At 38.0% G+C, this 26,288-nt stretch carries 27 protein-coding genes and 2 riboswitches; of the genes, 10 read left to right on the top strand and 17 right to left on the bottom strand.

Annotated elements, in window-relative coordinates:
* The first annotated feature begins 135 nt into the window (after positions 1–135).
* From guaD to solA, 3 genes are all read left to right on the top strand, one after another.
* Positions 136–1,503 (top strand): guanine deaminase, encoded by a 1,368-nt coding sequence (gene guaD / locus MKX57_RS06180; RefSeq protein WP_342550845.1) that lies wholly within the window; start codon positions 136–138, stop codon positions 1,501–1,503.
* 51 nt (positions 1,504–1,554) lie between these two features.
* Positions 1,555–2,907, top strand: a complete 1,353-nt coding sequence (locus MKX57_RS06175) for a solute carrier family 23 protein (RefSeq protein WP_008174557.1) — start codon at positions 1,555–1,557, stop codon at positions 2,905–2,907.
* 127 nt (positions 2,908–3,034) lie between these two features.
* A complete protein-coding gene (gene solA / locus MKX57_RS06170; RefSeq protein ID WP_043989772.1) occupies positions 3,035–4,153 on the top strand; it encodes an N-methyl-L-tryptophan oxidase in 1,119 nt (372 codons plus the stop codon).
* 214 nt (positions 4,154–4,367) lie between these two features.
* Here the strand turns inward: solA and MKX57_RS06165 are convergent, their stop codons facing one another.
* From MKX57_RS06165 to MKX57_RS06150, 4 genes are read right to left on the bottom strand one after another with little or no spacing between them, the layout of a single operon-like run.
* Positions 4,368–4,931, bottom strand: a complete 564-nt coding sequence (locus MKX57_RS06165; protein WP_008174559.1) for a hypothetical protein — start codon at positions 4,929–4,931, stop codon at positions 4,368–4,370.
* Positions 4,932–4,947: 16 nt separating this feature from the next.
* The gene (locus tag MKX57_RS06160) at positions 4,948–6,033 is read right to left on the bottom strand and encodes an FAD-dependent monooxygenase (protein WP_107921481.1); all 1,086 of its coding nucleotides are present in this window, start codon (positions 6,031–6,033) and stop codon (positions 4,948–4,950) included.
* Positions 6,030–7,142 carry a bifunctional diaminohydroxyphosphoribosylaminopyrimidine deaminase/5-amino-6-(5-phosphoribosylamino)uracil reductase RibD gene (ribD, locus tag MKX57_RS06155; RefSeq protein ID WP_342550844.1) on the bottom strand — a complete coding sequence of 371 codons (1,113 nt, stop codon included), beginning with the start codon at positions 7,140–7,142 and terminating at the stop codon, positions 6,030–6,032. The genes MKX57_RS06160 and ribD overlap by 4 nt, the downstream gene beginning before the upstream one ends.
* A 15-nt stretch (positions 7,143–7,157) precedes the next feature.
* A complete protein-coding gene (locus MKX57_RS06150) occupies positions 7,158–7,889 on the bottom strand; it encodes a GTP cyclohydrolase II (RefSeq protein WP_008174564.1) in 732 nt (243 codons plus the stop codon).
* A gap of 271 nt (positions 7,890–8,160) precedes the next feature.
* Between MKX57_RS06150 and MKX57_RS06145 the strand changes: the two genes are divergently transcribed.
* The 4 genes from MKX57_RS06145 to MKX57_RS06130 all read left to right on the top strand — a co-directional run bounded on the left by MKX57_RS06145 (position 8,161) and on the right by MKX57_RS06130 (position 11,948).
* Positions 8,161–8,796 (top strand): TrkA C-terminal domain-containing protein, encoded by a 636-nt coding sequence (locus MKX57_RS06145; protein WP_008174565.1) that lies wholly within the window; start codon positions 8,161–8,163, stop codon positions 8,794–8,796.
* 158 nt (positions 8,797–8,954) lie between these two features.
* A complete protein-coding gene (locus MKX57_RS06140) occupies positions 8,955–10,154 on the top strand; it encodes a glycine betaine/L-proline ABC transporter ATP-binding protein (protein ID WP_008174567.1) in 1,200 nt (399 codons plus the stop codon).
* Entirely contained in the window at positions 10,147–11,001 is an 855-nt protein-coding gene (locus tag MKX57_RS06135) for a proline/glycine betaine ABC transporter permease (protein ID WP_008174570.1), read from the top strand. The genes MKX57_RS06140 and MKX57_RS06135 overlap by 8 nt, the downstream gene beginning before the upstream one ends.
* A 68-nt stretch (positions 11,002–11,069) precedes the next feature.
* Positions 11,070–11,948 carry a glycine betaine ABC transporter substrate-binding protein gene (locus tag MKX57_RS06130; RefSeq protein ID WP_008174572.1) on the top strand — a complete coding sequence of 293 codons (879 nt, stop codon included), beginning with the start codon at positions 11,070–11,072 and terminating at the stop codon, positions 11,946–11,948.
* Between the two features lie 56 nt (positions 11,949–12,004).
* On the opposite strand, the gene MKX57_RS06125 is transcribed toward MKX57_RS06130, so the two are convergent.
* The 3 genes from MKX57_RS06125 to MKX57_RS06115 all read right to left on the bottom strand — a co-directional run bounded on the left by MKX57_RS06125 (position 12,005) and on the right by MKX57_RS06115 (position 14,061).
* Positions 12,005–12,319 carry a multidrug efflux SMR transporter gene (locus tag MKX57_RS06125; RefSeq protein WP_008174577.1) on the bottom strand — a complete coding sequence of 105 codons (315 nt, stop codon included), beginning with the start codon at positions 12,317–12,319 and terminating at the stop codon, positions 12,005–12,007.
* A complete protein-coding gene (locus tag MKX57_RS06120; RefSeq protein WP_036124306.1) occupies positions 12,319–12,660 on the bottom strand; it encodes a multidrug efflux SMR transporter in 342 nt (113 codons plus the stop codon). The genes MKX57_RS06125 and MKX57_RS06120 overlap by 1 nt, the downstream gene beginning before the upstream one ends.
* A gap of 126 nt (positions 12,661–12,786) precedes the next feature.
* Positions 12,787–12,881, bottom strand: a riboswitch (guanidine-I (ykkC/yxkD leader).
* A gap of 31 nt (positions 12,882–12,912) precedes the next feature.
* Complete coding sequence (locus MKX57_RS06115) at positions 12,913–14,061, bottom strand: substrate-binding domain-containing protein (protein WP_342550843.1); 1,149 nt, start codon at positions 14,059–14,061, stop codon at positions 12,913–12,915.
* Between the two features lie 196 nt (positions 14,062–14,257).
* Between MKX57_RS06115 and MKX57_RS06110 the strand changes: the two genes are divergently transcribed.
* The gene (locus MKX57_RS06110; RefSeq protein ID WP_342550842.1) at positions 14,258–14,731 is read left to right on the top strand and encodes a YbaK/EbsC family protein; all 474 of its coding nucleotides are present in this window, start codon (positions 14,258–14,260) and stop codon (positions 14,729–14,731) included.
* 98 nt (positions 14,732–14,829) lie between these two features.
* Here MKX57_RS06110 and MKX57_RS06105 read toward each other — a convergent pair whose 3' ends face one another.
* Positions 14,830–15,879 carry a DUF418 domain-containing protein gene (locus MKX57_RS06105; protein ID WP_089985422.1) on the bottom strand — a complete coding sequence of 350 codons (1,050 nt, stop codon included), beginning with the start codon at positions 15,877–15,879 and terminating at the stop codon, positions 14,830–14,832.
* 183 nt (positions 15,880–16,062) lie between these two features.
* Here MKX57_RS06105 and MKX57_RS06100 point away from each other — a divergent pair, with 183 nt between their 5' ends.
* Positions 16,063–16,326 (top strand): Parvovirus coat protein VP1-like protein, encoded by a 264-nt coding sequence (locus MKX57_RS06100; RefSeq protein WP_083796472.1) that lies wholly within the window; start codon positions 16,063–16,065, stop codon positions 16,324–16,326.
* Between the two features lie 35 nt (positions 16,327–16,361).
* Here the strand turns inward: MKX57_RS06100 and MKX57_RS06095 are convergent, their stop codons facing one another.
* Positions 16,362–17,132 carry a GNAT family N-acetyltransferase gene (locus MKX57_RS06095; protein WP_043989774.1) on the bottom strand — a complete coding sequence of 257 codons (771 nt, stop codon included), beginning with the start codon at positions 17,130–17,132 and terminating at the stop codon, positions 16,362–16,364.
* Positions 17,133–17,266: 134 nt separating this feature from the next.
* Between MKX57_RS06095 and MKX57_RS06090 the strand changes: the two genes are divergently transcribed.
* Complete coding sequence (locus tag MKX57_RS06090; protein WP_090001085.1) at positions 17,267–17,773, top strand: GNAT family N-acetyltransferase; 507 nt, start codon at positions 17,267–17,269, stop codon at positions 17,771–17,773.
* Positions 17,774–17,885: 112 nt separating this feature from the next.
* Here MKX57_RS06090 and MKX57_RS06085 read toward each other — a convergent pair whose 3' ends face one another.
* From MKX57_RS06085 to sigX, 8 genes are all read right to left on the bottom strand, one after another.
* Positions 17,886–18,311, bottom strand: a complete 426-nt coding sequence (locus MKX57_RS06085; protein WP_258954913.1) for a pyridoxamine 5'-phosphate oxidase family protein — start codon at positions 18,309–18,311, stop codon at positions 17,886–17,888.
* Positions 18,312–18,489: 178 nt separating this feature from the next.
* A complete protein-coding gene (locus MKX57_RS06080; RefSeq protein WP_342550841.1) occupies positions 18,490–19,353 on the bottom strand; it encodes an AraC family transcriptional regulator in 864 nt (287 codons plus the stop codon).
* Between the two features lie 614 nt (positions 19,354–19,967).
* Positions 19,968–20,165, bottom strand: coding sequence for a hypothetical protein (locus MKX57_RS06075; protein WP_043989777.1), 198 nt, complete (start codon positions 20,163–20,165; stop codon positions 19,968–19,970).
* 77 nt (positions 20,166–20,242) lie between these two features.
* Positions 20,243–21,577: a type I glutamate--ammonia ligase gene (gene glnA, locus MKX57_RS06070; protein WP_008174595.1), complete on the bottom strand. Its 1,335-nt coding sequence runs from the start codon at positions 21,575–21,577 to the stop codon at positions 20,243–20,245.
* A 191-nt stretch (positions 21,578–21,768) separates the two neighbouring features.
* Positions 21,769–23,115: a sodium-dependent transporter gene (locus MKX57_RS06065; RefSeq protein ID WP_089985417.1), complete on the bottom strand. Its 1,347-nt coding sequence runs from the start codon at positions 23,113–23,115 to the stop codon at positions 21,769–21,771.
* A gap of 178 nt (positions 23,116–23,293) precedes the next feature.
* On the bottom strand, positions 23,294–23,881 hold the full coding sequence (locus tag MKX57_RS06060; protein ID WP_008174600.1) for an ECF transporter S component: 588 nt from the start codon (positions 23,879–23,881) through the stop codon (positions 23,294–23,296).
* A 219-nt stretch (positions 23,882–24,100) separates the two neighbouring features.
* Positions 24,101–24,288: riboswitch (FMN riboswitch) on the bottom strand.
* Between the two features lie 153 nt (positions 24,289–24,441).
* Positions 24,442–25,725, bottom strand: coding sequence for an RNA polymerase subunit sigma (locus MKX57_RS06055; protein WP_089985416.1), 1,284 nt, complete (start codon positions 25,723–25,725; stop codon positions 24,442–24,444).
* Positions 25,722–26,276, bottom strand: coding sequence for an RNA polymerase sigma factor SigX (gene sigX, locus MKX57_RS06050; protein WP_107921730.1), 555 nt, complete (start codon positions 26,274–26,276; stop codon positions 25,722–25,724). The genes MKX57_RS06055 and sigX overlap by 4 nt, the downstream gene beginning before the upstream one ends.
* Positions 26,277–26,288 lie beyond the last annotated feature (12 nt).

Genomic DNA, 26,288 nt, shown 5'->3' with positions numbered 1-26,288 from the left:
GTAAAAATGTAGGCTGAGCCATTTTTTTACCACTAACCACTCCCTATTATTATTCGTTTTTTTATAGACTTAATAGTTTAAATAGCCTATAATAATCCGTGTTATTATCAATAAACGAACATTAAGGTGGTTTTTATGGCTGAATATACGCAAATTTTCAAAGGAACAGCTTTTACTAGTAAATCTGCTACTGAAGTTCAGATTTTAAAAGATTATTTATTTTTCATTAATGCAGATGGCATGATTGAAAAAACAGTCTCTCCTGAACATGTTGATTACCAACAACTATTAACTACATACCAACACCATAAACATTTTCATCCATTAGATGAAGGTCAATATTTCTTACCAGGATTTGTCGACTTGCATGTACATGCACCACAATGGGCGCAATCTGGTACAGCTTTAGACATACCACTTTATGATTGGTTGAACACATATACCTTCCCTATCGAATCAAAATTTTCGGATTTAGTATTTGCTCAAGAGGTTTACGAAGATTTAGTGAGCACACTCCTTGCTAACGGCACTACAACATCCTTATATTTTGCGACGGTTCATAAAGAGGCTAGTATTCTTTTAGCAAAAATTTGTGCTGAAAAGGGGCAACGAGGATTAGTCGGAAAAGTGGTGATGGATGATCCTGAACAAAATCCTCATTTTTACCGAGATGCTACTACACAAACAGCTCTTGCTGATACAGAAGAATTCATTTTAGCTGTTAAGGATTTAGCAAAGACAACTAAGCAAGGTGTATATCCTGTTGTCACTCCTCGCTTCATTCCAAGTTGTACCGACCATGCTTTAAAGGGCTTAGGGGAATTAGCAGCAAAATACAATACACATATCCAATCTCACTGTAGTGAAAGTGATTGGGAACATGGCTACGTCAAGGAAAGATTCCATAAAAATGATGCTGAGGCTCTCCATGATTTTGGTTTATTAGGCGAAAAATCTGTTATGGCCCATTGTAATTTCCTAAGCGATGATGATGCACGTTTATTTGCTGAGACAGGCACAGCTATCGGTCATTGCCCAATATCTAATGCCTATTTTGCAAATAGCGTTATTCCCATTGCCCGTTTCCATGCACTCGGCGTTGATATTGGATTAGGTTCAGATATATCTGGTGGATTTTCCCCTAGCCTTTTCGATAATGCAAGACAAGCTGTCATGTCATCGAGAATGCTTGAAGATGGGGTAGATACAGCAATCGCAGCCAATAAACGTGGTGTTCCAAATTCACGTATTACGATTAATGAAGCCTTTTATCTAGCGACAGCTGGTGGCGGTGATAGCTTAAGCCTTCCAATTGGTCGTTTACAGGAAAACTATACATGGGATGTACAAATTATTGATACAAAGACCCATTCTGCAAAACTTCCGATTTTCGATAGCCAAGAAGCATTACACGATATTTTCCAAAAAATGATGTATCTTGTCCGTCCTGAAAATATCCGTGAGGTTTGGGTCCAAGGGAATAAAGTTCATTCTAGGGACTAATGATTCATCAACTGTCTATTAAAAATTTATCAATATGAGGTACACATTTTCGTGGAAACGCAACATAGCAAACTAACTAATACAACGAGAAAAACAACCAAATTAACCGTACTGCCAGATGAAAAAGTTTCGATTGGTCAATCAGCGTTACTAGGTTTACAGCATGTCATGGCAATGGATGTTTACGTTGTCCCATTTTTAATCGCCATGCTAATTGGCTTACAAACTGGTCAAGCCAGTGCATTAATCCAATCAACCTTTATTGCTGCAGGGCTTGCAACTATTATACAAACACATTTCTGTATGAAATTACCAATGGCGCAGGGCCCTTCCTATGTTCCACTAGGAGCCATCGTTGGTATTTACGCAGCCAGTGGCAGTGGGGATTTAGGGTGGAGCACAATATTAGGCGCAAGCTTAGTTGGTGCCATTTTAGTAATTATTTTAGGCTACACAGGTATCTTCAATAAAATTGTACAAACATTTATTCCGCCAATTGTAGGGGGAACAATTATTTTTGTTGTTGGTCTATCGTTAATGCCTGTCGGTTTAAGCGATAATATTTTTAATGGAGCAGGTGCATCCATTCAACAAAATATTTATTTAGCATTGATATCAGCAGTAGTCCTAATGATTTGTGTAATGCTAGGTACAGTCTTCCATCAAAAGGGGCGTCTATTCCGTATTGGCTCCGTTATTATTGCCTTAATAGTTGGTAGTATTGCTGCAAATATGATGGGAGTTTTAGATTTATCAGCTGTTTCACAAGCAAAATGGTTTAGTATGCCTCAAATTCCATTCGCGGATTTCAGCTTTAGCTTTAATATTTCTGCCATTATTACAATGGTCATTATTTATATTGTCTTAATGGCGGAAACAACAGGAACATGGTTTGCTATTAGTAATGTTATCGATAAGCCTTTAACGGATCAGCAAATTAATCGAGGTGTTGTCGGTGAAGGGATTGGCTGTTTTATTGCTTCATTACTAGGTTCTACACCAGTAACTGGTTACTCAACAAATGCAGGGGTAATTTCCATTACAGGAATTGCCAGTCGTCGCGTATTTATCGCTGCGGGTATTTGGTTTATTGTTTTTGGCTTCTCTGGTAAATTAGCCGCTCTCATTTCAGCCATTCCCTCGGCTGTCATTGGAGGAGTATTTGTCATTGTTTGCGGCATCATTGCTATTAGTGGTTTACAGGTCATGAAAAATGAACATATTGGCGAAAAGGAAATGTATGTGATTGCTATTCCAGTTATTTTAACGTTAGCATTGACATTATTACCAGATGATTTCTTGTATTCATTACCGACAACTGTTCAATATTTATTCGGCTCACCAATTGCCACAGCTGCACTTGTAGCCATTATCCTCAATAAAATATTACCACGCTCAAAATAATCAACAATTTCATGCACAACCCACTTTCACTATTAGTGAGCGAGGGTTGTGCTTTTTTAATTTTTCGAAAATTTCTGTTTCATTTTCTAGCAATCTGTTATACTTGAGCAAAAAAGTAGGGATTATTATGGTATATGATGTCATTATAGTTGGGGCAGGCTCTATGGGGATGGCGGCAGGTTATTATTTAGCGAAGGCAGGAAAAAATGTCTTGTTGCTGGATGCTTTTGATCCCCCACATGAGGAAGGTAGCCATCATGGAGAGACAAGAATTATTCGCTTTGCCTATGGGGAGGGAGCTAGCTATGTACCTTTCGTGAAAAGAGCTGGGGAGCTATGGCAGGAGCTCGAATCTTTAGCAGATGAAAACTTATTTTTACAAACTGGTGTAGTAAATATCGGAGAACCAACCTGCAGTTTTATTCAAAATGTAAGAGCCAGTGCTACACTTCATGAATTAGCACTCGAACACTATTCAGCAGCTGAAGCCATGAACAAATGGTCTGGATTATCTTTACCAGCTAATTTAGTGGCCTGCTTTGAGCCGACAGCTGGTGTCCTTCGAGTCGAAGCATGTATTCGAGCCTATAAAAAGCTAGCTTTGGAAGCTGGGGCACGCTTACAAACAAATGAAAAAGTTGTTAGCATCCAAGCGGGAGAAATGGTGCAAGTTCAAACGGCCAATCAAGTCTATGAAACAAAGCAATTAATTGTCACTGCTGGGGCATGGGCAACTGAGCTACTGCAAACGTTGGATATCTCCCTCCCTGTTACACCAACGCGAAAAACCTTTGCATGGTTCGAAGCGGATGAAGAGCTTTATAGTGAAGAGGTCTTTCCAGCCTATTGCTTTGAATTCGCCGATTCCTCTTACTATGGCTTCCCTAGCATTGATGGTGCAGGACTAAAGCTAGGTCGACATGATGGTGGCGAAGAAATAAATCCAAATAGGCCTCTTCATCCATTCGATGACAAGGATCGTGCAGATTTACAACATTTTATTCAGCAATTTATGCCTCGGCATGGCGCATTAAAATACGGGAAAACATGCAAATATTCCATGACGCCAGATGAAGACTTCATCATTGATTTCTTACCTACTCATCAAAATATTATAATCGCGGCAGGTTTTTCAGGTCATGGCTTTAAATTTAGCAGTGCTGTTGGAGAAGCTCTCGCAGAATTAACGTTATATGGTGAATGTCAGCAGGATCTAACACGCTTCCACCTTAGTCGATTCCATTAATTTTGGATACATGTGGGAAACGGCATTAATTGGATGCTTCATCATAAAAGCAGATGGGAACGTAAGGCGGCAATTTCAGTCCTGGAAATAAGCGACGTTACTTTAATTCATTCTAAATCAATCTACTATTTCATTTTTATTAGACTAAAAAGAACCCCAAATGATAGTAACTTTATCAGTCACTATAATTTGGGGTTCATCCATATAGAGAATCTTACGCTTCAATAAGTGCTAAAAAATCCTGCCAATGATGCAATCTTGGTAACTCAACATGCTGATTATACGATTGATTTTTTAACACTACTTTTGTCTGTATATTGTGAAGTGTCTCCAGCACTGCTGGTTTATCATCTACATAAACATCTAAAGCAAGATCTTTTATAATCGCTACCTTCTCTGCATCTTGCATACCACAGAAAAAATGGCCCTCTTTTATTGGAAATCCTTGTGCTCCCATCCATTCTTTTGTTTGCGTACAAAATTGCTTCGGACGAGAGGTAATGTAGTAAATATCATGGCCATGCTCCGCTAAAGCTTGTAGCATTTTTAATGACCCTTCAAAAGAAGGACAGTTCGTAAAATAAATCTCTTCTAATGAACTGTTCCACATCGCTGCTCCCTCTGCATCTGATAAGCCAAATGGCTCATGAATTTCAACTCTTTTTAGCGTATGAAAAATATCAATCGGAATATTTTTTCCCATTTTTTTATTGTAAATAGCAAAGGCATGTGCCCGTAAATCTATTAGTGTATCATCAATGTCAAAACCAAATTTCATTAGGTGTTACTTCCTTTCATGATGCTCTATTGACAAAATGAGCAGAAAAAGTTTGTTCCCTCTCTATTTGTACTGCTAAGACATCCTCAATAGCTTGCTTTCGCATATGCTGAAAATCTTGAACATTAAAATGAGCTAATGATTCCTTATCTAATAGAGACGCCAAACAATCAGCATCTTTTAACGCACTGTTCAGGCCAAATGCTCCGGTTGGCGTCATCGTATGAACCGCATCGCCTAATAGCACAAGACCTTTCGTACCCCAACAGTTACAGAGGCAGCTGAAAACATCTAACAACACAAAATCTTTCCAAGACTGAATATGTTCCTTTACTGGCTCAGATAATGCGGGAAATTGCGTCGTAAGCTGTTGGATAAAAGGTATAAATGATTGTTTTCTGAGCTGTGGATAGCTCCCCTGTTCAATATTCCACCCAATTTGAATAAAGCCACCAGCTTGCGTGAACAATGATAGTTGCTTATCTCCGATTAATGCCATTTTAATAGAGGGCTCCCAGTCTGAAGGAGCTGGAATTTTAGCCCATAATAAGTCAAAGCCATGTTTTTGTTTTTGAACATCAATATGTGCTGCCTTACGAATCGTAGAATAGCGTCCATCAGCACCGATTATTAGTTGACTATTGATCTTTATGGTTGTTCCATCTTTTATGGCGATTACGCCTTTATAATTACCTGATGCGTCCTGGATGAGCTCCGTTACCTTCGTATGTAGCAGGCAAGTAAAGTGAGAAAATAGCAGCGTTTTTTGTAAAATTCCTTTTAATAGATTAGCTTGAGGAACATGAATTCCTAGATGGCCGACAGAGTCATTAGGAAAAATTGTTTTAAAGGCATTACCATCTGCATAATATTCTAGCTTTTCCATACGTAGTAAGCCGAGCGACTCGACTGCTTCGAAAAGTTGATGACTTTTTAAAACAGCCTCGCCTTCTTCATTTAAATGTTCGCCACGAAAAGACTTACCTAGGACCACATTTTGCTCTAGTAGAATGACCGATAGCCCTTTTTTGACTAGTAAATAAGATAAAAGAGCACCAGCTGGTCCAGCCCCTACTATACAAACATCCGCTTCATAGTTCAATTTCCTTCACCTTGCTTTGGATAAGCGATAATACGTAAATCCTCGCCTATCTTATCAAATGAGGCAAATTCAATATCCCATGCCTCATTCATGAAAGAGGGGTTATCGCCCGCAAATGGCGTTAAGGATAAATTCCCTCCTAGAACCTTTGGCGCTACATAAATCACATACTTGTCAATGGCACCTTGCTGTAAAAATGAAGCATTCACTTTACTACCACCCTCTAGCAAAATATCTGTAATGCCGTGTTCATAAAGTCTTGCAAGCATTTCATCAATATTTAGCCCACGCTCGTTCTTCTCTATAGGTAAAACTGTAAGGCCTTTATCTGTAAATGAATCGACCTTTTCCTGGCTAACCTCATTGCTGCAAACAAGAATTGTTGGGGCTTCTTCCGTATTGAACACATTCGCATCTAATGGTGAACGTAATAAACTATCCATAATGATGCGTGTTGGGTTTTTCCCATAGCCTTCGCTTAATCTTGTTGTTAAAGACGGATTGTCAGCGATGACTGTACCAACACCAACTAGAATACCATCTACCTCATGGCGAATATGGTGAACATCCTCACGCGCAGCATCACCTGTTACCCATTTAGAATGACCTGTATGCGTAGCAATTTTCCCATCTACAGTCATAGCAAATTTTGAAATAACAAACGGTCTTTTAGTGAGCATATTATGGATAAAGCGTTCATTTAAACGGCGTACTTGTTGCTCCAAAACACCGACCTCCACTGCTATACCTGCATCGCGTAGCAATTGAATGCCACGACCTGCTACAGTAGGATTAGGATCTTGCATGGCAACCACCACTCGACTAACACCAGATTCCTTCACTAAATTCGCACAAGGAGGCGTTTTACCAAAATGTGAACAAGGTTCAAGCGTGACATATAGCGTAGCATTCTTTGCATGTTCACCAGCCATACGAAAAGCATGAACTTCTGCATGTGGTTCGCCTGCTTTTCTGTGTAAACCAGTACCTACAATAATGTCATTTTTGACAATTACCGCCCCGACAAGTGGATTAGGGTTTGTATTGCCTTTTGCACTAGCTGCTAGGTCTAGAGCTAGTTGCATGTATTTTTCGTCTTTATTAGTCATAGCCTCCACCTCCACTTATTGTTTTTCTCGTAAATGTCCAGATTTCTCAACCTTCGTTTCCAAATAAAAACGATTCGTTTCCGTTAAGCCACCCCATAAAGGAACATGCCCTTCTGCCGCTAAGCCTCGAGCCAGTAAAGCAGCCAATTTTTTAGGATTATTTGTAATAAGTGTCACAGGCTTTGCACGTAGAGTAGCTAAAACTGCGAGTGCTTCTTCATATGAACGTGTATCGTCAGGGAAGCCAAGTGCATGGTTTGCCTCTACTGTATCTAGCCCTTCTTCTTGTAATAAATAAGCGAGTGATTTAGAGAATAATCCGATGCCTCGCCCTTCATGATCAGCTAAATAAAAAATAGCTCCACAGCCGTGCTCTACAATCATTTTCATAGATTCATGCAATTGATAGCCACAATCACAGCGCTGACTGCCAAATATGTCACCAGTGTGACAAATACTATGCATGCGGATTAAAGCATCTTCTGAATGGGTAAAATCACCATATACAAGAACTGATGATTGCTGTAAAAAAGCCAAATTGGCTGTAGCTAAGCCATCAATGATTTCTTCTTTCGATACATTCACATCTACTGTAAGCCAGTTATACCACTGAAATGTAGCAGAAAAGTCACCTTGTTTAACAGGCAAATTCACAGGACCAACTAGGCAAATATTTTCTGTATTCGTGTGCTTTATAACTGTCATTTTATCTTTCACTATGTCCATAATTTTAGTAGTAATTGTCATATTAATCTCCAACCTTCTATAGGAAACAGTTGGTTAAAAACACCAACTGAGCACATGTATTTTCACAACACTTACATAACGTAACTTAGTTTATAATAATAACTAAAAAGTGTCAAACAACAGCTACTATCCTATGATTTTTAATAGTAAATACAAAAATTTTAGCATTACTTTTTCATCATATACTACTAGCTTATGGAGATGCTATTTTTTCTGTGCAGGCTAGTCTATAATAAGCTGTGGTACCTGTAATGACGAAAGGAAGTTTAAAATGAACTTAGAAAAAACTGTGCAACTGAAGCAGCCAAAATATCAACAAATCGCTATCGACCTTGCCTCCAAAATCGTAGAAAGAAAATACCGCATCGGCGATAAAATATATGCAAGATCTTCTCTTGCAAGTCAATATAATGTGTCTGCTGAGACTGCGAGAAGAGCAATCGCTGTCTTACAAGACTTAGAAATTGTAGAGGCATCGAAAGGTAGCGGTGTAATTATTAAGTCGTATGAAAAAGCAGCGCATTTTGTCCGACAATTTCATGACGTTCAATCCATTCATGAAATACAAAATGAACTTCTGACTAGTATTCAAAAGCAACAGCATGAATTAATAAATTTACAAGACAAGGCAAAGCAGCTAATTAGTCGTACGGAGCATTTCCGTTCAGTAAATCCATTTATTCCTTATCAATTAGAAATGACTGCTGAAAGTCCATGCATTCATCAAACTGTACAAGCCTTAAATTTTTGGCAAAATACATCAAGTACCATCGTCGGTATTCGTCGTGGTAATGAATTATTACTATCACCTGGTCCTTATGTATCATTCGAAGAAGGTGATATTATTTATTTTGTTGGAAATGATGAAAGCTTCGCTAGAGTACAAAGCTTTTTATACCCAAATTAAAAACCGTTTAAGCGCTGATATCACAGCGTTTAAGCGGTTTTTTTCTTATTGGTCGGTTTGACAAAAGTAACAACCCTTTGTTACAGTAAGGTTGTTACTTGTTTATTTTTGGGTATCACTATCTTCAAATAGTAATAATCTACGAAAGGAGTGCTTCTATGGAAAAATTAAAAGTAGAACACGTATCAAAAGTGTTTGGCAAACATATTCCCCAAGCACTAGAACTCGTCAAGCAACAAAAAAGTAAAACTGATATCTTAAAAGAAACAGGTGCAACTGTTGGTGTATACGATGCAAGCTTTACAGTGAACGAAGGAGAAATCTTCGTTATCATGGGATTATCAGGAAGTGGTAAATCAACATTAATACGGCTCTTAAACCGCCTTATTGAACCAACGAGCGGAAATATATATATCGATGGAGAAAATATTTCTAAAATGGGTAAAGAAAGTTTACGGACCGTAAGAAGAAACAAAATGAGCATGGTTTTCCAAAACTTCGGTTTATTCCCTCATCGTACATTACTTCAAAACACCGAATACGGCCTTGAAATCCGAGGCATTTCAAAGGATGAACGCCAAGCAAAAGCAGAGCAAGCTCTTGAAAATGCTGGATTACTCGCTTATAAAGATCAATATCCAAGCCAATTATCAGGTGGTATGCAGCAACGTGTTGGATTAGCGCGTGCTCTTGCCAATGATCCTGAAATTTTATTAATGGATGAAGCTTTTTCAGCATTAGACCCATTAATTCGTAAAGAAATGCAAGATGAGCTACTCGATCTACAACAAAAAGTCAAAAAAACAATTTTATTTATCACTCATGATCTGAATGAAGCATTACGCATTGGGGATCGAATCGCTATTATGAAGGATGGCTCTATCATTCAAATTGGTACGGGAGAAGAAATATTAACCAATCCAGCGAATGATTATGTCAAAACATTCGTGGAAGATGTGGACCGCTCTAAAGTATTGACGGCTGAAAATGTCATGGTGCGACCTGTTTATGTCAACGTAGATTTAGACGGCCCTAAAGTAGCACTAAAACGTATGCGACAAGAGGCTGTTAGTTTATTAATGGCTGTCGACAAAAACCGACATTTAAAAGGCTTTATTACAGCAGACGACGCATTAGCTTCTGCTAAGAAGCAAGAGCAAACTGTCCATTCCATTGTGCAATCAGAGGTGTTAACAGTTCCACCAGACATGCTATTACAGGATATATTAGGGATGATTTATAATTCACCTACTCCTATTGCCGTCGTAAAAGATGGTCGCTTGCTTGGTGTGCTGATTAGAGGCGTTGTCATCCAAGCACTTTCAACGAGTGACGAGGAGGCCGATGTACATGAATAATTTTTTAGATAATATTCCAACAATACCACTAGCTCCATGGGTAGAATCAGCTATGGACTGGTTGACGAGTAATTTTTCAGCGTTCTTTAACTCGATTCAGCAATTTGGAAAACTACTCATGAATCAGGTCACTGATTTGTTAAATAGTATCCCAGCCATTATTTTAATATTACTTGTCGTTGTTTTTGCCTTTTATGCAACTGGTAAAAAATTCGGGCTTGCCTCATTTTCATTAATAGGCTTGTTGTTTATTTATAATCAAGGTCTTTGGACAAATCTGATGGAAACAACCACGCTCGTCATCTTTTCAAGTATTATTTCCATCATCATCGGTATTCCACTTGGGATTCTAATGTCGAAGTCTACAATCGCTGAAAGTATTATTAAACCAATACTCGATTTCATGCAAACAATGCCTGGCTTTGTCTACCTCATCCCTGCTGTTGCCTTTTTCGGCATAGGAATTGTACCTGGTGTCTTCGCATCCGTTATCTTTGCTTTGCCACCAACTGTACGCATGACAAACCTAGGTATCCGTCAGGTACCTAAAGAATTAGTGGAAGCCGCAGACTCTTATGGTAGTACAGCTAGTCAAAAACTATTTAAAGTAGAAATCCCACTTGCTAAATCAACGATTATGGCAGGTATTAACCAAACTGTAATGCTGTCCCTTTCTATGGTAGTTATCGCCTCGATGATTGGTGCTCCAGGTTTAGGACGTGAAGTCTTAACAGCCCTACAACGTACACAGGTTGGGAATGGTTTCGTTGCAGGTTTAGGTTTAGTTATTTTTGCTATTATTATTGACCGTTTAACACAAAGCTTTAATAAAAAGAAAGCCTTATAAAATTAGTTTATTTTCTTGCCATGAAGGCAGTTTAATAGATAGAAATGATGTACAGAAAGGGAGATTAGATGAAACTGAAAACACTATCGAAATTAGGAATGGCTTTAGGTTTAGGCTTCATGCTCGCTGCATGTAGCGGAGGAGACTCTGGTTCTGGAAAAAATAGTGATTCTAAGGAGGTAAACTTAGCCTATGTAGAGTGGGATACTGAAATCGCCTCTACAAATGTAGTGGGGCAAGTCCTTGAAGATTTAGGCTATGATGTGACATTAACTCCTTTGGATAATGCCATTATGTGGGAAGCAGTTTCTAAAGGCGAGGCAGACGGCATGGTCGCTGCATGGTTACCACATACACATGAATCACAATATGAAAAATATAAAGATAAATTAGATGAGCTGGGCGAAAACCTTGCTGGCGCAAAAATTGGCTTAGTTGTACCAAGCTATATGAAAGCAAACTCTATTGAAGATTTAACAGATGAGGCTGATCGTACAATTACTGGTATCGAGCCTGGCGCTGGTATAACAGCCGCAACAGAGAAAGCATTAGATGAATATGATAGTTTAGCAGATTGGAATTTTGTTACGTCTTCGTCTGGTGCAATGACTACTTCTTTAGCTAAGGCTTTGAAAGAAAAGGAAGAAATTATTGTTACTGGTTGGTCACCACACTGGAAATTTGCTAAATATGATCTTAAATATTTAGAAGATCCAAAAGGTGTTTTCGGTGGTGAAGAAACAATCAATACTTTTGTTCGTAAAGGTTTAAAAGAGGATTTACCTGAAGTGTATTCCGTATTAGATAACTTTCACTGGACAGCTGAAGATTTAGAAAGCGTTATGCTAGAAGTAATGGATGGTAAGGATCCAAAAGACGCTGCTAAAGATTGGATTGAAGCAAATCCAGAAAAAGTAGCTGAATGGACAAAAGATGTAAAAAAATAATGTAAAAAAATGCACTTCCTTTTTTCAACGGGAAGTGCATTTTTTATAGGCCTCTTTTATGACAATATTTTCAACATGACGGCTGCTCCTAAAACAAGCACTATACAAACAACTCTTCTCCAATCCTTTGATTCATTAAAGAAGAACATTCCTAGCAAGGCTCCTCCAGCCGCACCTATCCCTGTCCAAATTGCATAAGCAGTACCCATTGGTAAGGTTTCCATAGCATATGCAAGACCTGCAAAGCTTAATGTAAATGCAAATATCAATAACCCCAAGTTTTTTTTATTCTTTTCGTTATTATATTTACTAATCATATAGACACCCATCATCTCACATAAGCCTGCAATTATTAATGCCATCCACGCCATTATTCAGTCACCTCTTTTTCCTTCGGCTCTCCTGTCACAAGCTTTAAGCCAACAACCCCTGCCAATAAAACAACAATACATAGTATTTTTGCTAGCTTCCATGGCTCTCCAAACAGCAAACTATCCGCGCATACAGTGCCCGCTGTCCCTAAGCCTACAAAAATTGCATATACCGTGCCAACTGGTAAATGCTCTCCCGCTTTAATAAGCAAATAAAAACTAACATAGATTGCAATTGCAGTGCCTATCCATTCCCATACAGTTGAAGCATGCTTTAAACCAATGACCCAGCCTACTTCAAAGCAAGCAGCGATAATGACACTTAACCAATGCTTATTCATAAAAAATCCCTCCATTTTATAGGACACGATGAATGACTACCTAGATGACTATCCTTTCTCAGCTTTCGCCAAATCACCTGATTTTAGCCAAAGAAAAAAGCCTAGAAGAAACTGTCCATCGACAGTATCTCCCAGGCTTTTATCCCTCCGTGTCACAAAAAAATTGTGGTTTTCTCTCGGACCAGACTAGCATCAGCTACGGAACCCTAGAAAACTTTACAATATTTTATTAACCTTAGTATAGCAAACTATTTAATAATTTTCCACTGGAACATAGCCGACTTTTTCTACTAATGCTTGACCTTCATCGGTACGTATCCAATCGATTAGCTTTTGAACATTTTCATTTTCTGTCCCTGCAGTGACTGCATAAAACTCGGATACTAAAGGATATGTTCCATTTCGAATATTCTCTTTAGTTGGAGCTACTCCATCAATGGATAGTAATTTGATTTTTTTATTTTGAACCATTTCTGTCGAATAATATCTAAAGGTATAGCCCATCGCATTTTTATAGTTTCGATATTGTGATACTCCATGGATAATGCCCCCCATTCCTGAAGCAATATTTTCAGAAGGTGCCTTCATAATCGGCATGTTGCCCATTAATTTCTCTAATGCCGTTTGACTTCCACTATCCGCCAGACGCTGGAAAGCACGGATGGCTTCATCCTCACCGCCTACATCACGCCAATTGGTAATGTCACCAGCATATATTTTCTTCACCTGTTCTAATGTAACATTATCCACATTGTTTTTATGATGGACGAAAAAAACAAATGCCTCTCGCCCTATTGGTGTCATATCAAACGTAAGTCCTTCTTTTTCTGCTTGCCATTCTTGCGAGACAGAAGGTGCTGCCACAAAAATAAGATCCACATCTCCCGCTATTAAACTTTGATAGGCTTCTGGCGTACGGCTCACTTGGACCCTACTATTATATGGCTGGTAGTCTCCTTTAGGGTAAGTAGCCTCCACAAAAGCTGCATATAAAGGATACATAGCCGTGGCTCCATCTAATCGCGGTAATGACTCTGTCAATTGTAATGAGGCTACTTCGTCAGGCTTTACCACTAGATTGCCCCGCGTAAATGGTTGATAGGCAGATATATCAATTTCTGCATCTACAGTGGGAATACTCAGCTTATAATAATGTTGAATAGGAGTAATTAAAGCAATTACTATTGCTACACCTAATACACTCATTAACCATCTCCTTTTCTTTTTTGTATGTATCCAATTAAATATTCCACCAACAAACAACACAAATAAACAAACGGGAACTGTATAAACTAGTGGTAGAAAGTGCATATGACCATTCAGAATGACAATAAGTGCTACCATTACTGTCACTACTGATAAACCAATCATAACGCTCACGATTTGTAAAAATTTAATCAAGACGCAACCCTCCAGTGTAATTTTACACTTTCAAATTCATCGTACTAGAAAAAGCAGGCATTCGCAACATTATAATCTGAAAATTATGTTAAAATTAAATTTATCTTGATTCGACATCTATTTGAAACAAGATCATGCCTAAGGTGATGGAAGAAAAATCGCCAAGGCGTAACTGATGATTAGGAGGAATGTACATATGGCAATAGAAAAAGTACGCAGCCATTTAGCCCAATGGCATGTGGAACACAAAATACAAGAGTTAGAGGAGAGCTCTGCAACTGTTGAATTAGCAGCTCAGGCACTTGGCTGTGAGCCTGCCCGCATAGCAAAATCTTTATCCTTTCTTGTCAATGATGGCGCTATATTAATTGTGGCAGCCGGTGATGCAAAAATCGATAATGCCAAATATAAAGCAGTGTTTGGGACAAAAGCAAAGATGCTAGGCAAAGATGATGTGGAAGGTATGATTGGTCATGATGTCGGTGGAGTTTGTCCCTTTGGTGTGAATGAAGGTGTTGTTATTTATTTAGATGAATCCCTTAAACGGTTTACAACGGTTTTTCCTGCATGTGGCAGTAGTAATTCCGCGATAGAGGTTACTATTTCTGAGCTTGAAACCTATACGCCCTATGAAGAATGGATTGATGTCTGTAAGGGCTGGCATGATTAGACGAACAAAAATCGGTGAAACTTTTCAACAGTCTCACCGATTTTTATTGTAGTTATTTCTCCTATTCTCTTTCATCAATGAAAAAAATCATAGAGCTTTTATGATTGCTTTTTCACAATTTTTTTACCATATGTCATATAGCGCCATAGCTTTTCAAATGGACCAATGGAAAAGAATTTGAACCAAATCATGCTAAAGATAATTTGGATGATAAAAATAATGCTTGCGATTACTACAATATCTGATGGTGAAACGACTTCTAAGCCCATAATCGAGATGATGGCCATACCAATAAAGCTTTGGGCTAAATAGTTGGTAAATGCCATTTGTCCCACTCGTCCGATTGGCTGAAAAATTTTCTCTATTTGACGATTCTCTAAAATAGTAAATAAACAAGCTAAATAAAAATATGTTGTTGGAACTACTCCTAAACCAATAATAGATTGTAACTGTTGGTCATCAGCTTGTGAGGCAAACCATATCCATAGTGAAAAACCAATAAAGAATGGGCCCGTAACAAGAAGCAGCCATTTTATTTGTTGGATATGAGCGCCAATATGACCAATCCAACCAGCTTTCGCTACTAAAAATCCACTTAAAAACATGATAAATATAGCGATAGCATCATTCCCTAAAAGACCTAAAATAGTGGCCATTATCGAATTAGTTGGCATATACAATTGACCTAATATAGCAAGAATATGAAGTGTAATGATTGTAAAAAGCCATTTACAAATTGTTGAAATTTTCGCAGAGTAAAATGGTAGCAATAAAAATCCAATAACTGCATAGATAGCTAAGATTGAACCCCAAAACAGGAAAATATGAATGATACCAATAATCAATAATGCAACTAAACGTCTTGCAAAGCGTCGTTTTGGTTTATCCCCACGAGCTTCTGCCCGAGAAGCAAAAATATAAAAACCAACACCGAATAGGAATGAAAAGATTGAAAAGAATTTCTTTTCAATAAAGATATCAATAAGTGAATCGATCACTCCATTGATGCCACTATAATCAGGCATAGGGCCGCCCTCTATTATGACCTGATAGGCGCCTACATTAATAAATAAAATACCAAATAATGCTAATCCTCGAATAATGTCCAAGGAAAGAATTCGTTCTTTTTGTGTAACGGATGGATTCATGTTCAAATAACTCCTTATCTTTTATGCTATAGCTAGCATAACTCTTCATCCTTACAACTATTTTTTTTTAAGCTTACAGGAACCTTACAAATCAAAAGATTAACTTTATAGTTTTTTATCCGATTCTCCCGAAAAAAATAACATATTTTATAGTAAGAACATAGTAGAAAAGAGGTTTCTCCGATGAAAAGAAATCGCAAATTTGGTTTTTGTTACCCGGGCTATCGATACTGTGGACCTGGTTGCTCGGGACCAGGTGAACCCACAAATGCTGTGGATAGTTGCTGTAAACAACATGATGAATGTTATGATCGTTACGGTAGCATAAGATATTGTGATGAACTATTTCAGAAATGCCTCAGACCTCACATGCATGCACCCAATAAGATGGCGAGAGATGCAAGACTATTCAATCGGGTATTCGAACTACGTAATCGATTCTTTTAACAATGAAGCTCACGTTATGTTGAAAACAGCGTGGGCTACTTTTTTGTATAAATCGCATATTTCTGTGGACCCATAAAGCCAAGCTTTGTCCCTAAATAAATGGATGCTGTATTGGAGATATCACAATCCCAGCAAGGCTTTAGCTCGTTGGCCAAACAATGATTGATAAATGTTGTCGCGATCAAACTAGCCAATCCCTGACCTCTATAATTCGAATCGGTCATAATATCAATTTCAGCATAGTCATTTGATTTAAAAATAGAAACGGCTTCACTGACGATTTGCTCCTTATGTATTAGACAAAAGCCAAAACCATTTGTCAGGAAATTAGCCGTAGAATCCCAATATTCATCATAGTAAGCACATGTAAACTCCATTGCGTTATTTATATGATGTTGAGTAATTGGCATGACCTCAAAATTGGATACTTCTTGCTTCTCCTTCCCACCATACAAGCTTTTATCAAATGTAAAGGTATAGCGTTCTAATTTTCTAAGCTGCCCATTTACAAGTTGTTCAATTTTAGTATTCCATTGCTCTGAATAAGAAAATAAGGTAAAACGCTTCCCTTGCTCTACAGATTGCTCGAGGCAAATGGCAAGCTGACGGTCAAACTCAGTTGTAGTTGAATCACCATATACAAAATAAATTCCTGATTTTGTATGTATTAGGAGCGTTTGAAAAGTAGCTGTATCTGCATAGACTGTCCCTTCTATTAATTGATCAAGAATACTATAAACAAATGTTGGAGCCCTTAGAATGTTTTGTTTAATGATTGGATAATGATTCGCTGTAACTTTTATCACGACGTTTCCCCCTTTTATTGGCATTAAGCACCTTATATTTTATAATAAAATATAGATCTAGTTGAAGGGACTGAATGATGCACAGATAGCAATATTTTTCATCCAACACCATTAAAATCTTGGAGGTAAAAGTATTGATTGAATGTATGGACACGGAAAGATTATTATTACGAAAAGTGGCTAGTGCTGATGCTAAAAGTTTATGGGCGATTTGGTCAGATCCTGCTGTGACCAAATTTATGAATATCTCAAACTTTACACACGAAGAACAGGCGCTGGAAATGATTGAATTACTCAATCAATTAGCTAATGAACATAGGGCCATTCGCTATTCTATCATTGAAAAGATAGGCAATTGTATCATTGGCTCCTGTGGATTTAATAACGTAGATTTCGATAAAGCTACCGCAGAAATTGGCTATGACTTGGCGAAGACTCATTGGGGCAAGGGCTACGCCACAGAAGCTATTATCGCTTTAATCGATATTGCTTTTACACATTTGGAGATGAAGACAATTGTAGCAAAGGTCGATGCCGCGAATATTAATTCCATCAAAGTCTTGCAGAAATTGAATTTTATTTTGCAGGGCTATGATAGCAATGAAGAAAATTTACAAGTATACACACTATGTAAAAGGTAATATAGAAAGCTAAGAATGGTTAGATAACCATTCTTAGCTTTCTGCTTAGTGATACATGCCGTGATAAATTTTCCCCGTCAACTTTTCTATTTGTACTTCGAATAACTCTATTTTAGGCATAATTGGATAGCCCTCTTTTTTCAAATGTCCATTCAGGATTACCGTATTTCTCTAAAAGCGCATCAAAGAGCCATTCCTTCCTTGACTCCTCTTCAATTCTTACAACTTGTCCAAATAGTACTACACTTTGGTAGACAAGTGCAGATTGACAAGCATATTTTTTCCCTGAGTGTAAATCGCCCATTTCACTTACTTCTATACTGATTTTAGGGTTTTGTTTAATATTGGACCAAAAATGGCTTTCTCGCATATTACCGATATGCAAATAAAGTTTATCATTTCTCTCATACACATAAACAAATGGAATCACATAAGGATATCCTTCTTCATCAACCGTCGCAACATGTGCTACTTTCCCCATCTTTAAAAATTGCAGTACTTCATCATGAGAAATTTCTACCCATTTGTTTTGAATCATACCCCTTATCTTATTTTAACCCCCACATCCAAATATGGAACGATTAAAAAAAAATCGTTCATTCTAAACATATATATATTTTACATCTTTGTGACACCTAAAAAAAGGATATTTTTTCTTTCAACAATAAGTAAAGCCAAGAATGCATTTGTTTAGCATTCTTGGCTTTACTTTATCGTTATTTAATTGGAATCCAAATTTCTGAGTATGAATCAGGACTATATGCATCTTCTTCAGGGTACACCTCAAGCTCCGCTGTTCCTGCTGGCTCATATGGATTGGATGGGAACCATTCTGAATATATTTGTTTCCACGTATTTTGCATGGCATCTGGCATAGGGCCATGTACCTCAAATACAACCCATTTTGATGCAGGTACTTCCATTGTTAATAGATCTTCTCCTACATCCCCTTCATGATTTGTAGCAATCCAATAATCAATGAACCCCTGTTGTCCTTGGCTTGTATTAGGTACACATACGCCCAGTACCCCATTGATATTGCCATTATTTAATCGATATAGATGGTGATCGAAGGCACTCTCATTGATTTCCTGCCAGAATAATGGTATTTCTCGAGTATTCTCTCCATCTTGGCAGTTGTACGTTCTTTTTACCCCAACAACTTGAAACTTGTCTTTTTCTACGATTTTATACTTCATTGGTTCTGCTCCCTTCAAGCTTACCTGTATAACCAGGCGATTGTATGATTGTAATGGTCCTTGCTTCTTTCTCGCTTCACTCGGCGTTACATAATGCTGTTTACGAAACGCTTTTGTAAAGGCTTCAGGAGTTTCATAGCCATATTTGTAGGCGAGATCGATTATTTTTTGATCTGTATCCATTAATTCCTGAGCTGCTAATGTTAATCTCCTCCGTCTTAAATAATCCGCAATCGACATATCCGTTAAAATCGCAAACGTTCGCTGAAAATGAAAGACAGATGAATTTACCTCCTGTGCAATTTGTTCAATGGTTATGTTTTCTAATAAATGATCCTCCATAAAATTAATGGCTTTTTGAATCGACTCAATCCAACTCATTGCTCTCACTCCCTGATAACATCTTAAAATAGTTCATGCTTTCCAGCCTGTCTTTTTATGCTAACTTTGGACAGGTATGTGTAGAAGCAGTTTTTCATCACTAACACTCCTTCTATTTTCGTTACTTTACATACGATTTTCGCTCTTTCTCCACTAAAATCCATTGTACTAACTATCAAAAAATATCGAAAAATAACCATTATATTTATAATAACGGACAAGGCCTTTATTGTCCTTAAATCAAGGATAGTCAACATCGTATCTTACCAAAGGAGGAAGAAAAGACTTAGGCTATGCCTTCAGATGAAAAGGAGGCAATGGGAAATTTCCAAGCATGTTGTAATCATGAAGTATACGAAGGATTAGGCTACAGGTAGTATTGATGATAAATCAAATGCAGCTGTAGAATTCTGTTACTTTGAAGCCATCATAATTGGCGGACAAATGACCCTTCTTAATCTTGAATAAATTAATGTACGATATCGCATGGCAATCTAAAGATGATGTTGCACGACTACCATTGACATTCCCAGAAGATCGACCATTTCTCTTATCTTTATTTCCATAAAAAAAAGTCACGTCTTCTCGACATGACCATCCTTTTACATATAAATTTAATGGCTACTCTCGTCTGGATGTTGATAAATAATTAAGGCAGAATGGATGACCGTTTGTTCTCCGATATAGAGGGTATTGTATTTGATATCAAGTATGAAAAAGTAACTTAAATCTAATAAAGCCCGATTAATATCATGTTCAAATTGCACAATATCGTTGTTTTGAATTGTCACAACTTGAGTCGTTTGTGTCATTGCCCACACCCCTTTTCTTTAATAAAGGGTATGAAAGTCAGTATAAAAATATTGGAGCTTTTTAGCTCCAATATTTTTTAGTACATCGTTAAATATTCCTCACGCTCCCAGTTATGGACCCGTGTGCGGTATTTATCCCATTCGATTTCTTTGGCAACATTAAACTTTTCATAAATATGATCACCTAGAGCATCTCGTACAACTGAATCCATTTCTAATTCAATTAACGCATGTTCTAATGAAGAGGGTAAGCTATCAATGCCATTTAATTCACGCTCTGGACCTGTCATTTTATAAATATTTCGATCTACCGCTGCTGGAGGCGTTAAATCCTTGCGTATGCCATCAAGCCCCGAAGCCAAGATCACAGCCATTGCTAAATAAGGATTCGCCGCTGGATCAACTGAACGTAATTCAACACGTGTTGATAATCCTCTAGCTGCTGGTATACGAATAAGTGGTGAACGGTTTTGAGCAGACCAAGCAACATAGCATGGGGCCTCATAGCCTGGGACTAATCGTTTATAAGAATTAACAAGTGGATTCGTAATTGCCGTAAATCCGTGTACATGCTGGATGATTCCTGCCATAAAGCTACGAGCTGTTGCACTTAATTGAAGTTCTGCGTGTTCATCATAAAATGCATTTTTATCCCCTTCAAATAATGATAGATTAAAATGCATACCAGAGCCGTTAACTCCGAATAATGGCTTCGGCATAAATGTTGCATGTAGCCCATGCTGTGCAGCGATTGTTTTTACGACTAATTTAAATGTTTGAATATTGTCGCATGCTTCAATGGCACTAGCATATTTAAAATCAATTTCATGCTGTCCAGGTGCTACTTCATGGTGAGATGCCTCAATTTCAAAGCCCATCCCTTCTAGCTCTAAAACAATATCCCGACGACAATTCTCTCCTAAATCTGTCGGAGCTAAGTCAAAATAACCTCCGCTGTCATTTAGCTCAAGTGTCGGATGCCCCTTTTCATCCAGCTTAAAAAGGAAAAATTCTGGCTCTGGGCCCAAGTTAAAGGAAGTGAAACCTAACTCCTCCATTTCCTTTAAAACGCGCTTTAAATTGGAGCGTGGGTCTCCTTCAAATGGTGACCCATCTGGCCTTGCAATATCGCATATAAGGCGTGCCACCTTACCTTTTTCAGCTGTCCAAGGAAAAATGACAAATGTATTGAAATCTGGTCTCAAGTACATATCAGACTCCTCTATACGTACAAAGCCTTCAATCGAAGAGCCATCAAACATAACCTTATTGTCTAAAGCTTTTTCTAATTGACTCACAGGTACTTCTACATTTTTAATCGTTCCTAATATATCAGTAAATTGTAGGCGAATAAACTTCACATTTTCTTCCTTTACTCGGCGTATAATACCTTCTTTTGTATAATGTTTCATTTTCCACCACTCCAATGTAAATTTAGTTAACACATTTTTTATAACTGCTTTTAAAATACATCATTTTATTGTTATTAGCAATATGTATGTAAGGTTTTATAACATCGTTTTTTTAGAATATATTTATCTTGAATTTCGATACATAAAAAAGGCGTACCCATTTACTAAATGGATACACCTTATATATATTTTTAAAATTGAAATAGCATATTAACGAATACTACGAGTATGACAGCAGGTACTATGATTAACATTAACATCCTGTAAATCGCATAATACCCCTGCCCCATCTGGCTTCCCATTAGCAGTTCTCTTTTCACAAATTCCTTATCCACTACATATGCAATAAAAATCGCAATGGACAAGTTACCCAATGGCAGCATTAAGTTTGATACTAAAAAGTCAGTTGCATCAAAAATATTCTTCCCAAAAACCGATACATCCGCTAGCAGGCTAGAGGAAAGGGATGCTGGGATGGCCGCAAGAAAGACGACTATACCTAGGCAAGAAGTCCATACGAGACGAGACTTCTGACTATTTTCCATAAATGCCGCAACAATAATTTCGTATAAACTAAACGAGGACGTTAATGTGGCAAATAAGAATAATAATAAAAACATCGCTAAAAATACTTCCCCAAATGGCATTTGGCTAAATGCTGTCGGTAACACCATAAATAACAAGCCTGGCCCAGCTGCCGGCTCTAAATCAAAAGCAAAAACGACCGGGAAGATAGCTAGTCCAGCTAAAAATGAAACAAGTACCGTTAGCATAACGACGGAGCCTGCTGAATTCGGTAAACTCACATCTTTTTTGAGGTAGGAACTATATGTAACAAGGCAAGAAAATCCAACAGCTAACCCAAAGAAGGATTGCCCTAAAGCTTCTAATAAGGCTTTTCCGGTAATATTTGAAAAATCAGGCCATAAAAAGAATTTTACCCCGTCCATGGCGCCATCTAATGTGACAGCACGTATCACTAGGACAATGAACATAATAAAGAGCAATGGCATCATCCATTTATTCGCCTTTTCAATACCATTTTGGACACCTAACGAAATAACAAGTACGTTTGCTAATGTAAACAAAGCCAAACCTACAATTGTAATCCAAGGTGTACCAATTATCTTTCCAAATAGTTCTCCAGGATCAATAGCCGGATCAATGACAGCACCCGCTACGCCTAGCCCACTATAAATAAAAATCCAGCCACCGACAACGCTATAAAATGTTAGTAATAAAAAACATCCGAGAACACCCATGCGGCCAATCCATGCCCATCCCTTTTTCGTAGGAGCAATTTTTTTATAGGCAGTAATTGCCTCTGACTGTGTACCTCGTCCTAAAATATATTCAGATAATAGCATCGGGAGCCCAATTAACAATGTAAACAATACAAAGATTAAGAAAAACGCCCCTCCGCCACTTTGTCCGGTTACATACGGAAGCTTCCAAATCGCTCCTAGTCCTATTGCAGCACCTGCTGATGCTAAAATAAATCCTAACTTACTAGACCACTGTCCTTTTTTTCCACTCATCTCTTCAAACTCCTCTAACTTTCTAAACTCTTCTCTAATTTTACATGAAATTATAGCTTTCGACTAGGTATTACTAAAAAAGAACTAGTTATACTTGGACAACCCATTACCTTTTTCTATTTTTTCTACATTTCGCCATAAAAAAGCCTCGAGTTCATCCCTCGAGGCTTAGTACATTTTATTTTGTTATATACATAGAACGCTGGCGGTCAATCCATTTACGCATTGTCGTAAATAATAACGCCATAATACCCGTTAATAAAATCCCTTTGACAATATTAAATGGTAAAATACCAGCGATAATCATTTTATAAAGTGAGTCACCTACAACAGGCTCCATTCCTAAGAAGTAAGTGTACATTGGTAAAAATACAGCATAGTTTAAAACACTCATTCCTACTGCCATCACAACTGTTCCTATTGCTAAACCTCCAACAAGACCAGCGATTGTTTTAAATCGATTAAAAATAAAGCTTACTGGCAAGATGAATAAAATACCTGTTACAAAATTGGCCATATGCCCTACCGGAACGCCTGTTGGAGTGCCTGAGAAAATCCAATCCAACACATTTTTAAACAATTCTACTAAAATACCAGCTACAGGTCCCATTGTGATTGCTGCAAGCAAGGCAGGCATATCACTGAAATCCACTTCCAAAAATGCTGGGAATGGCGGAATTGGGAAATTAAAAAGCATTAATAAAAATGAAATACTGCTCAGCATCCCAATCGTAATAAACGATTGAAGTTTGACATTTTTCTTCATAGAAAACTCTCTCCTCTTTGCTGATTCAATCTCGCAAGAAGAAAGGTGACGATCTTTCAATTGTTTCATGAAAAAACCCTTATGCGTTTAATAAAGCATAAGGGAGAAAGGCATAACGAATAAGCGTCCTCATCAACTAATTTTTGAGCACAGTTTAATAAAACATACAAAAAAGCGCTCGGTCATAGTTCATTTCATGACAATGAATGACGATCGTACCTTCATCTTCTCCCATCCAGACTTTAACTGTCGGCCTTGGAATTTCACCAAGTCAGCCATGCGAAAATTCGCACAGGTCGCGGGCTGAAGAGTTTAACATAAATCAAGCGAGCTAATGAATATATTCACTAGCGATTTATGACTCTATTACCGCCGGTCGGGATTTTCACCCTGCCCCGAAGATGAATCATATTATTTTATACTACAGCTTTACTATAATGAATTACGAAGTAAAAGTAAATAGTTCTGCTCAAAAAATCCGATTAAATTGCTATGTTTTATAAATAGAAAAGGCACTCCCGCCATACAGGAATGCCTCTCTTGTTTTTTTCTTCCTTCGACTATGGTAAAAATTGTTTATTTGGTCCCACTGGCTTTGGTAAATAACCCTTCAAATCAAAGCCTTCCCAGCTTTCTTGCACAACATTATCTAAAAGGAGCTGTTGATTAAAGCTAGCAGCAGTTAACATCATGGCCTCAATTAATTGAGTAGCTCGTATTGGTTCCATAGATGTTAAATCAAGCGGAATATCAAAAGTAACAACGACACCTTCCGCTTGTTCAGTGACTGTGTATGTTACATTTTCAGGCACTACGGATGTATAGACATCATCATTTTTATTTTTCATCAGTGTAAGTGCCTCTGTGACTGTCTCAAAAGATTGACGGAAATCTGGTGATAAATATTCTGCACCATTGGAATCATGGTACAAGTAATAATTATAGTGCTTTGCATTCGTTAAGGACATTCCTTGACTTGGCTCACCTTCTTGAGAAAACTCATACGGGGTTCCATCTTCATTTTGGATTTCCACTTCGGTGTATTCAGAGTCCGAGAATGTGTCTTCCATTGTGCCTTTATATTCATTTACTGCAGCAGAGGCAACATCATAGTCATTCCCCTTTGGCAAGACATGGATAAGCTTATCATCCTTTTCCTTCAGCTCACCTTTATAAGGATGATACTCTGTAAACCCTTTGGCCTCCTCGTCAATTTGAGGAGCATACTTTTCATATATCCGTAAGGTAGAAGGCTTCTCTTCTCCAAAATCCGTAGCCACACGTTCATTTGGAATCACATACGTCATAGGAACACTTTCCGCATCACGCCCTGCCAAACCAATACGGAATACGACAGCATCTTTTACATCCTCCTCATAGACAGATGTACGTAAAGATAAAATGCGCTCATGTTCCGCAACAATACTTTTGGAATCCAGCATTTCATCCTGCGTGGCCGCTTCCTTTGCTGCTGAATCCTCTTGCATCGTCGAAAACTGAGCCGTTTCAGGCATACTCGCTTGATCTTTTTGCTCACCTTGATTGTTCTTCAATATTGTGCCAACTAGTATTGTTAGCACAAAGACTGCGGCTACACTCATATAAATCTGCATATTACGTACTTTTGATTTCGTCGCAGGCTTTTGAATGATAGCACCTTCCTGTTGAGATGGTTCATCTTCTATAGGTTCTTGCATAGCTTCTTGAAGGTGGATATTATCTTGCAAGCGAGCATCTGCCATTAACCGATTTAATATATCTTCTTTCGAACGGTGGTCAGAAAGCTTAGGGGCATTGTTCAGTACATGTTCAAGCTGCTCATCATCAAATGCCTTATGTGTCATTGCCGTTTCGCCTCCTGTTCTCTGATCGGCTGTAGGTGTTGCCTTAAAAATTTAATGGCTCGATGCTGGGTTGTTTTTACCTTCGCTTCTGTCCAATCAAGTATTTGCGCCGTTTCTGCAATCGATAAATCCTGGAAATAGCGCATAATAATGACCATTTTTTGATCGCCAGTACAGTTTTCTAATGCTGACTCTACTTGCATAAATTCATCACTGGCCTGTAGCATTTCCTCCGGTGATGGTGTGTTTGAATGGAGCTGTTCCGTTTCCCAGTCAAAGAAATCAAGCGAATGCTTCTGACGCACTGCTTGCTTTCTAAAATGATCAATCGCAACATTTTTGGCTATTGCAAAAAGCCATGTTTTCTCACTACTATTGCCTGCAAATTGATCGTATGAGCGCAATACTCTTACATAAACTTCATGCGCTAAATCTTCAGCAAGTGTACGGTTTTTTACTAGATAGATTAGAAACTGGAACACGTCTTGATGATAGGCATCGTATAGTCGATGGAACACGGAGTCATTCAATGCACTCCACCCCCGTTCTATATTATTTGTCGT

This window comes from Lysinibacillus sp. FSL M8-0216, assembly GCF_038595555.1.
Classification (GTDB): domain Bacteria; phylum Bacillota; class Bacilli; order Bacillales_A; family Planococcaceae; genus Lysinibacillus; species Lysinibacillus fusiformis.
The sequence above is the reverse complement of the archived record's forward strand: the minus strand, read 5'-3'. Positions and strand labels throughout refer to the sequence as shown.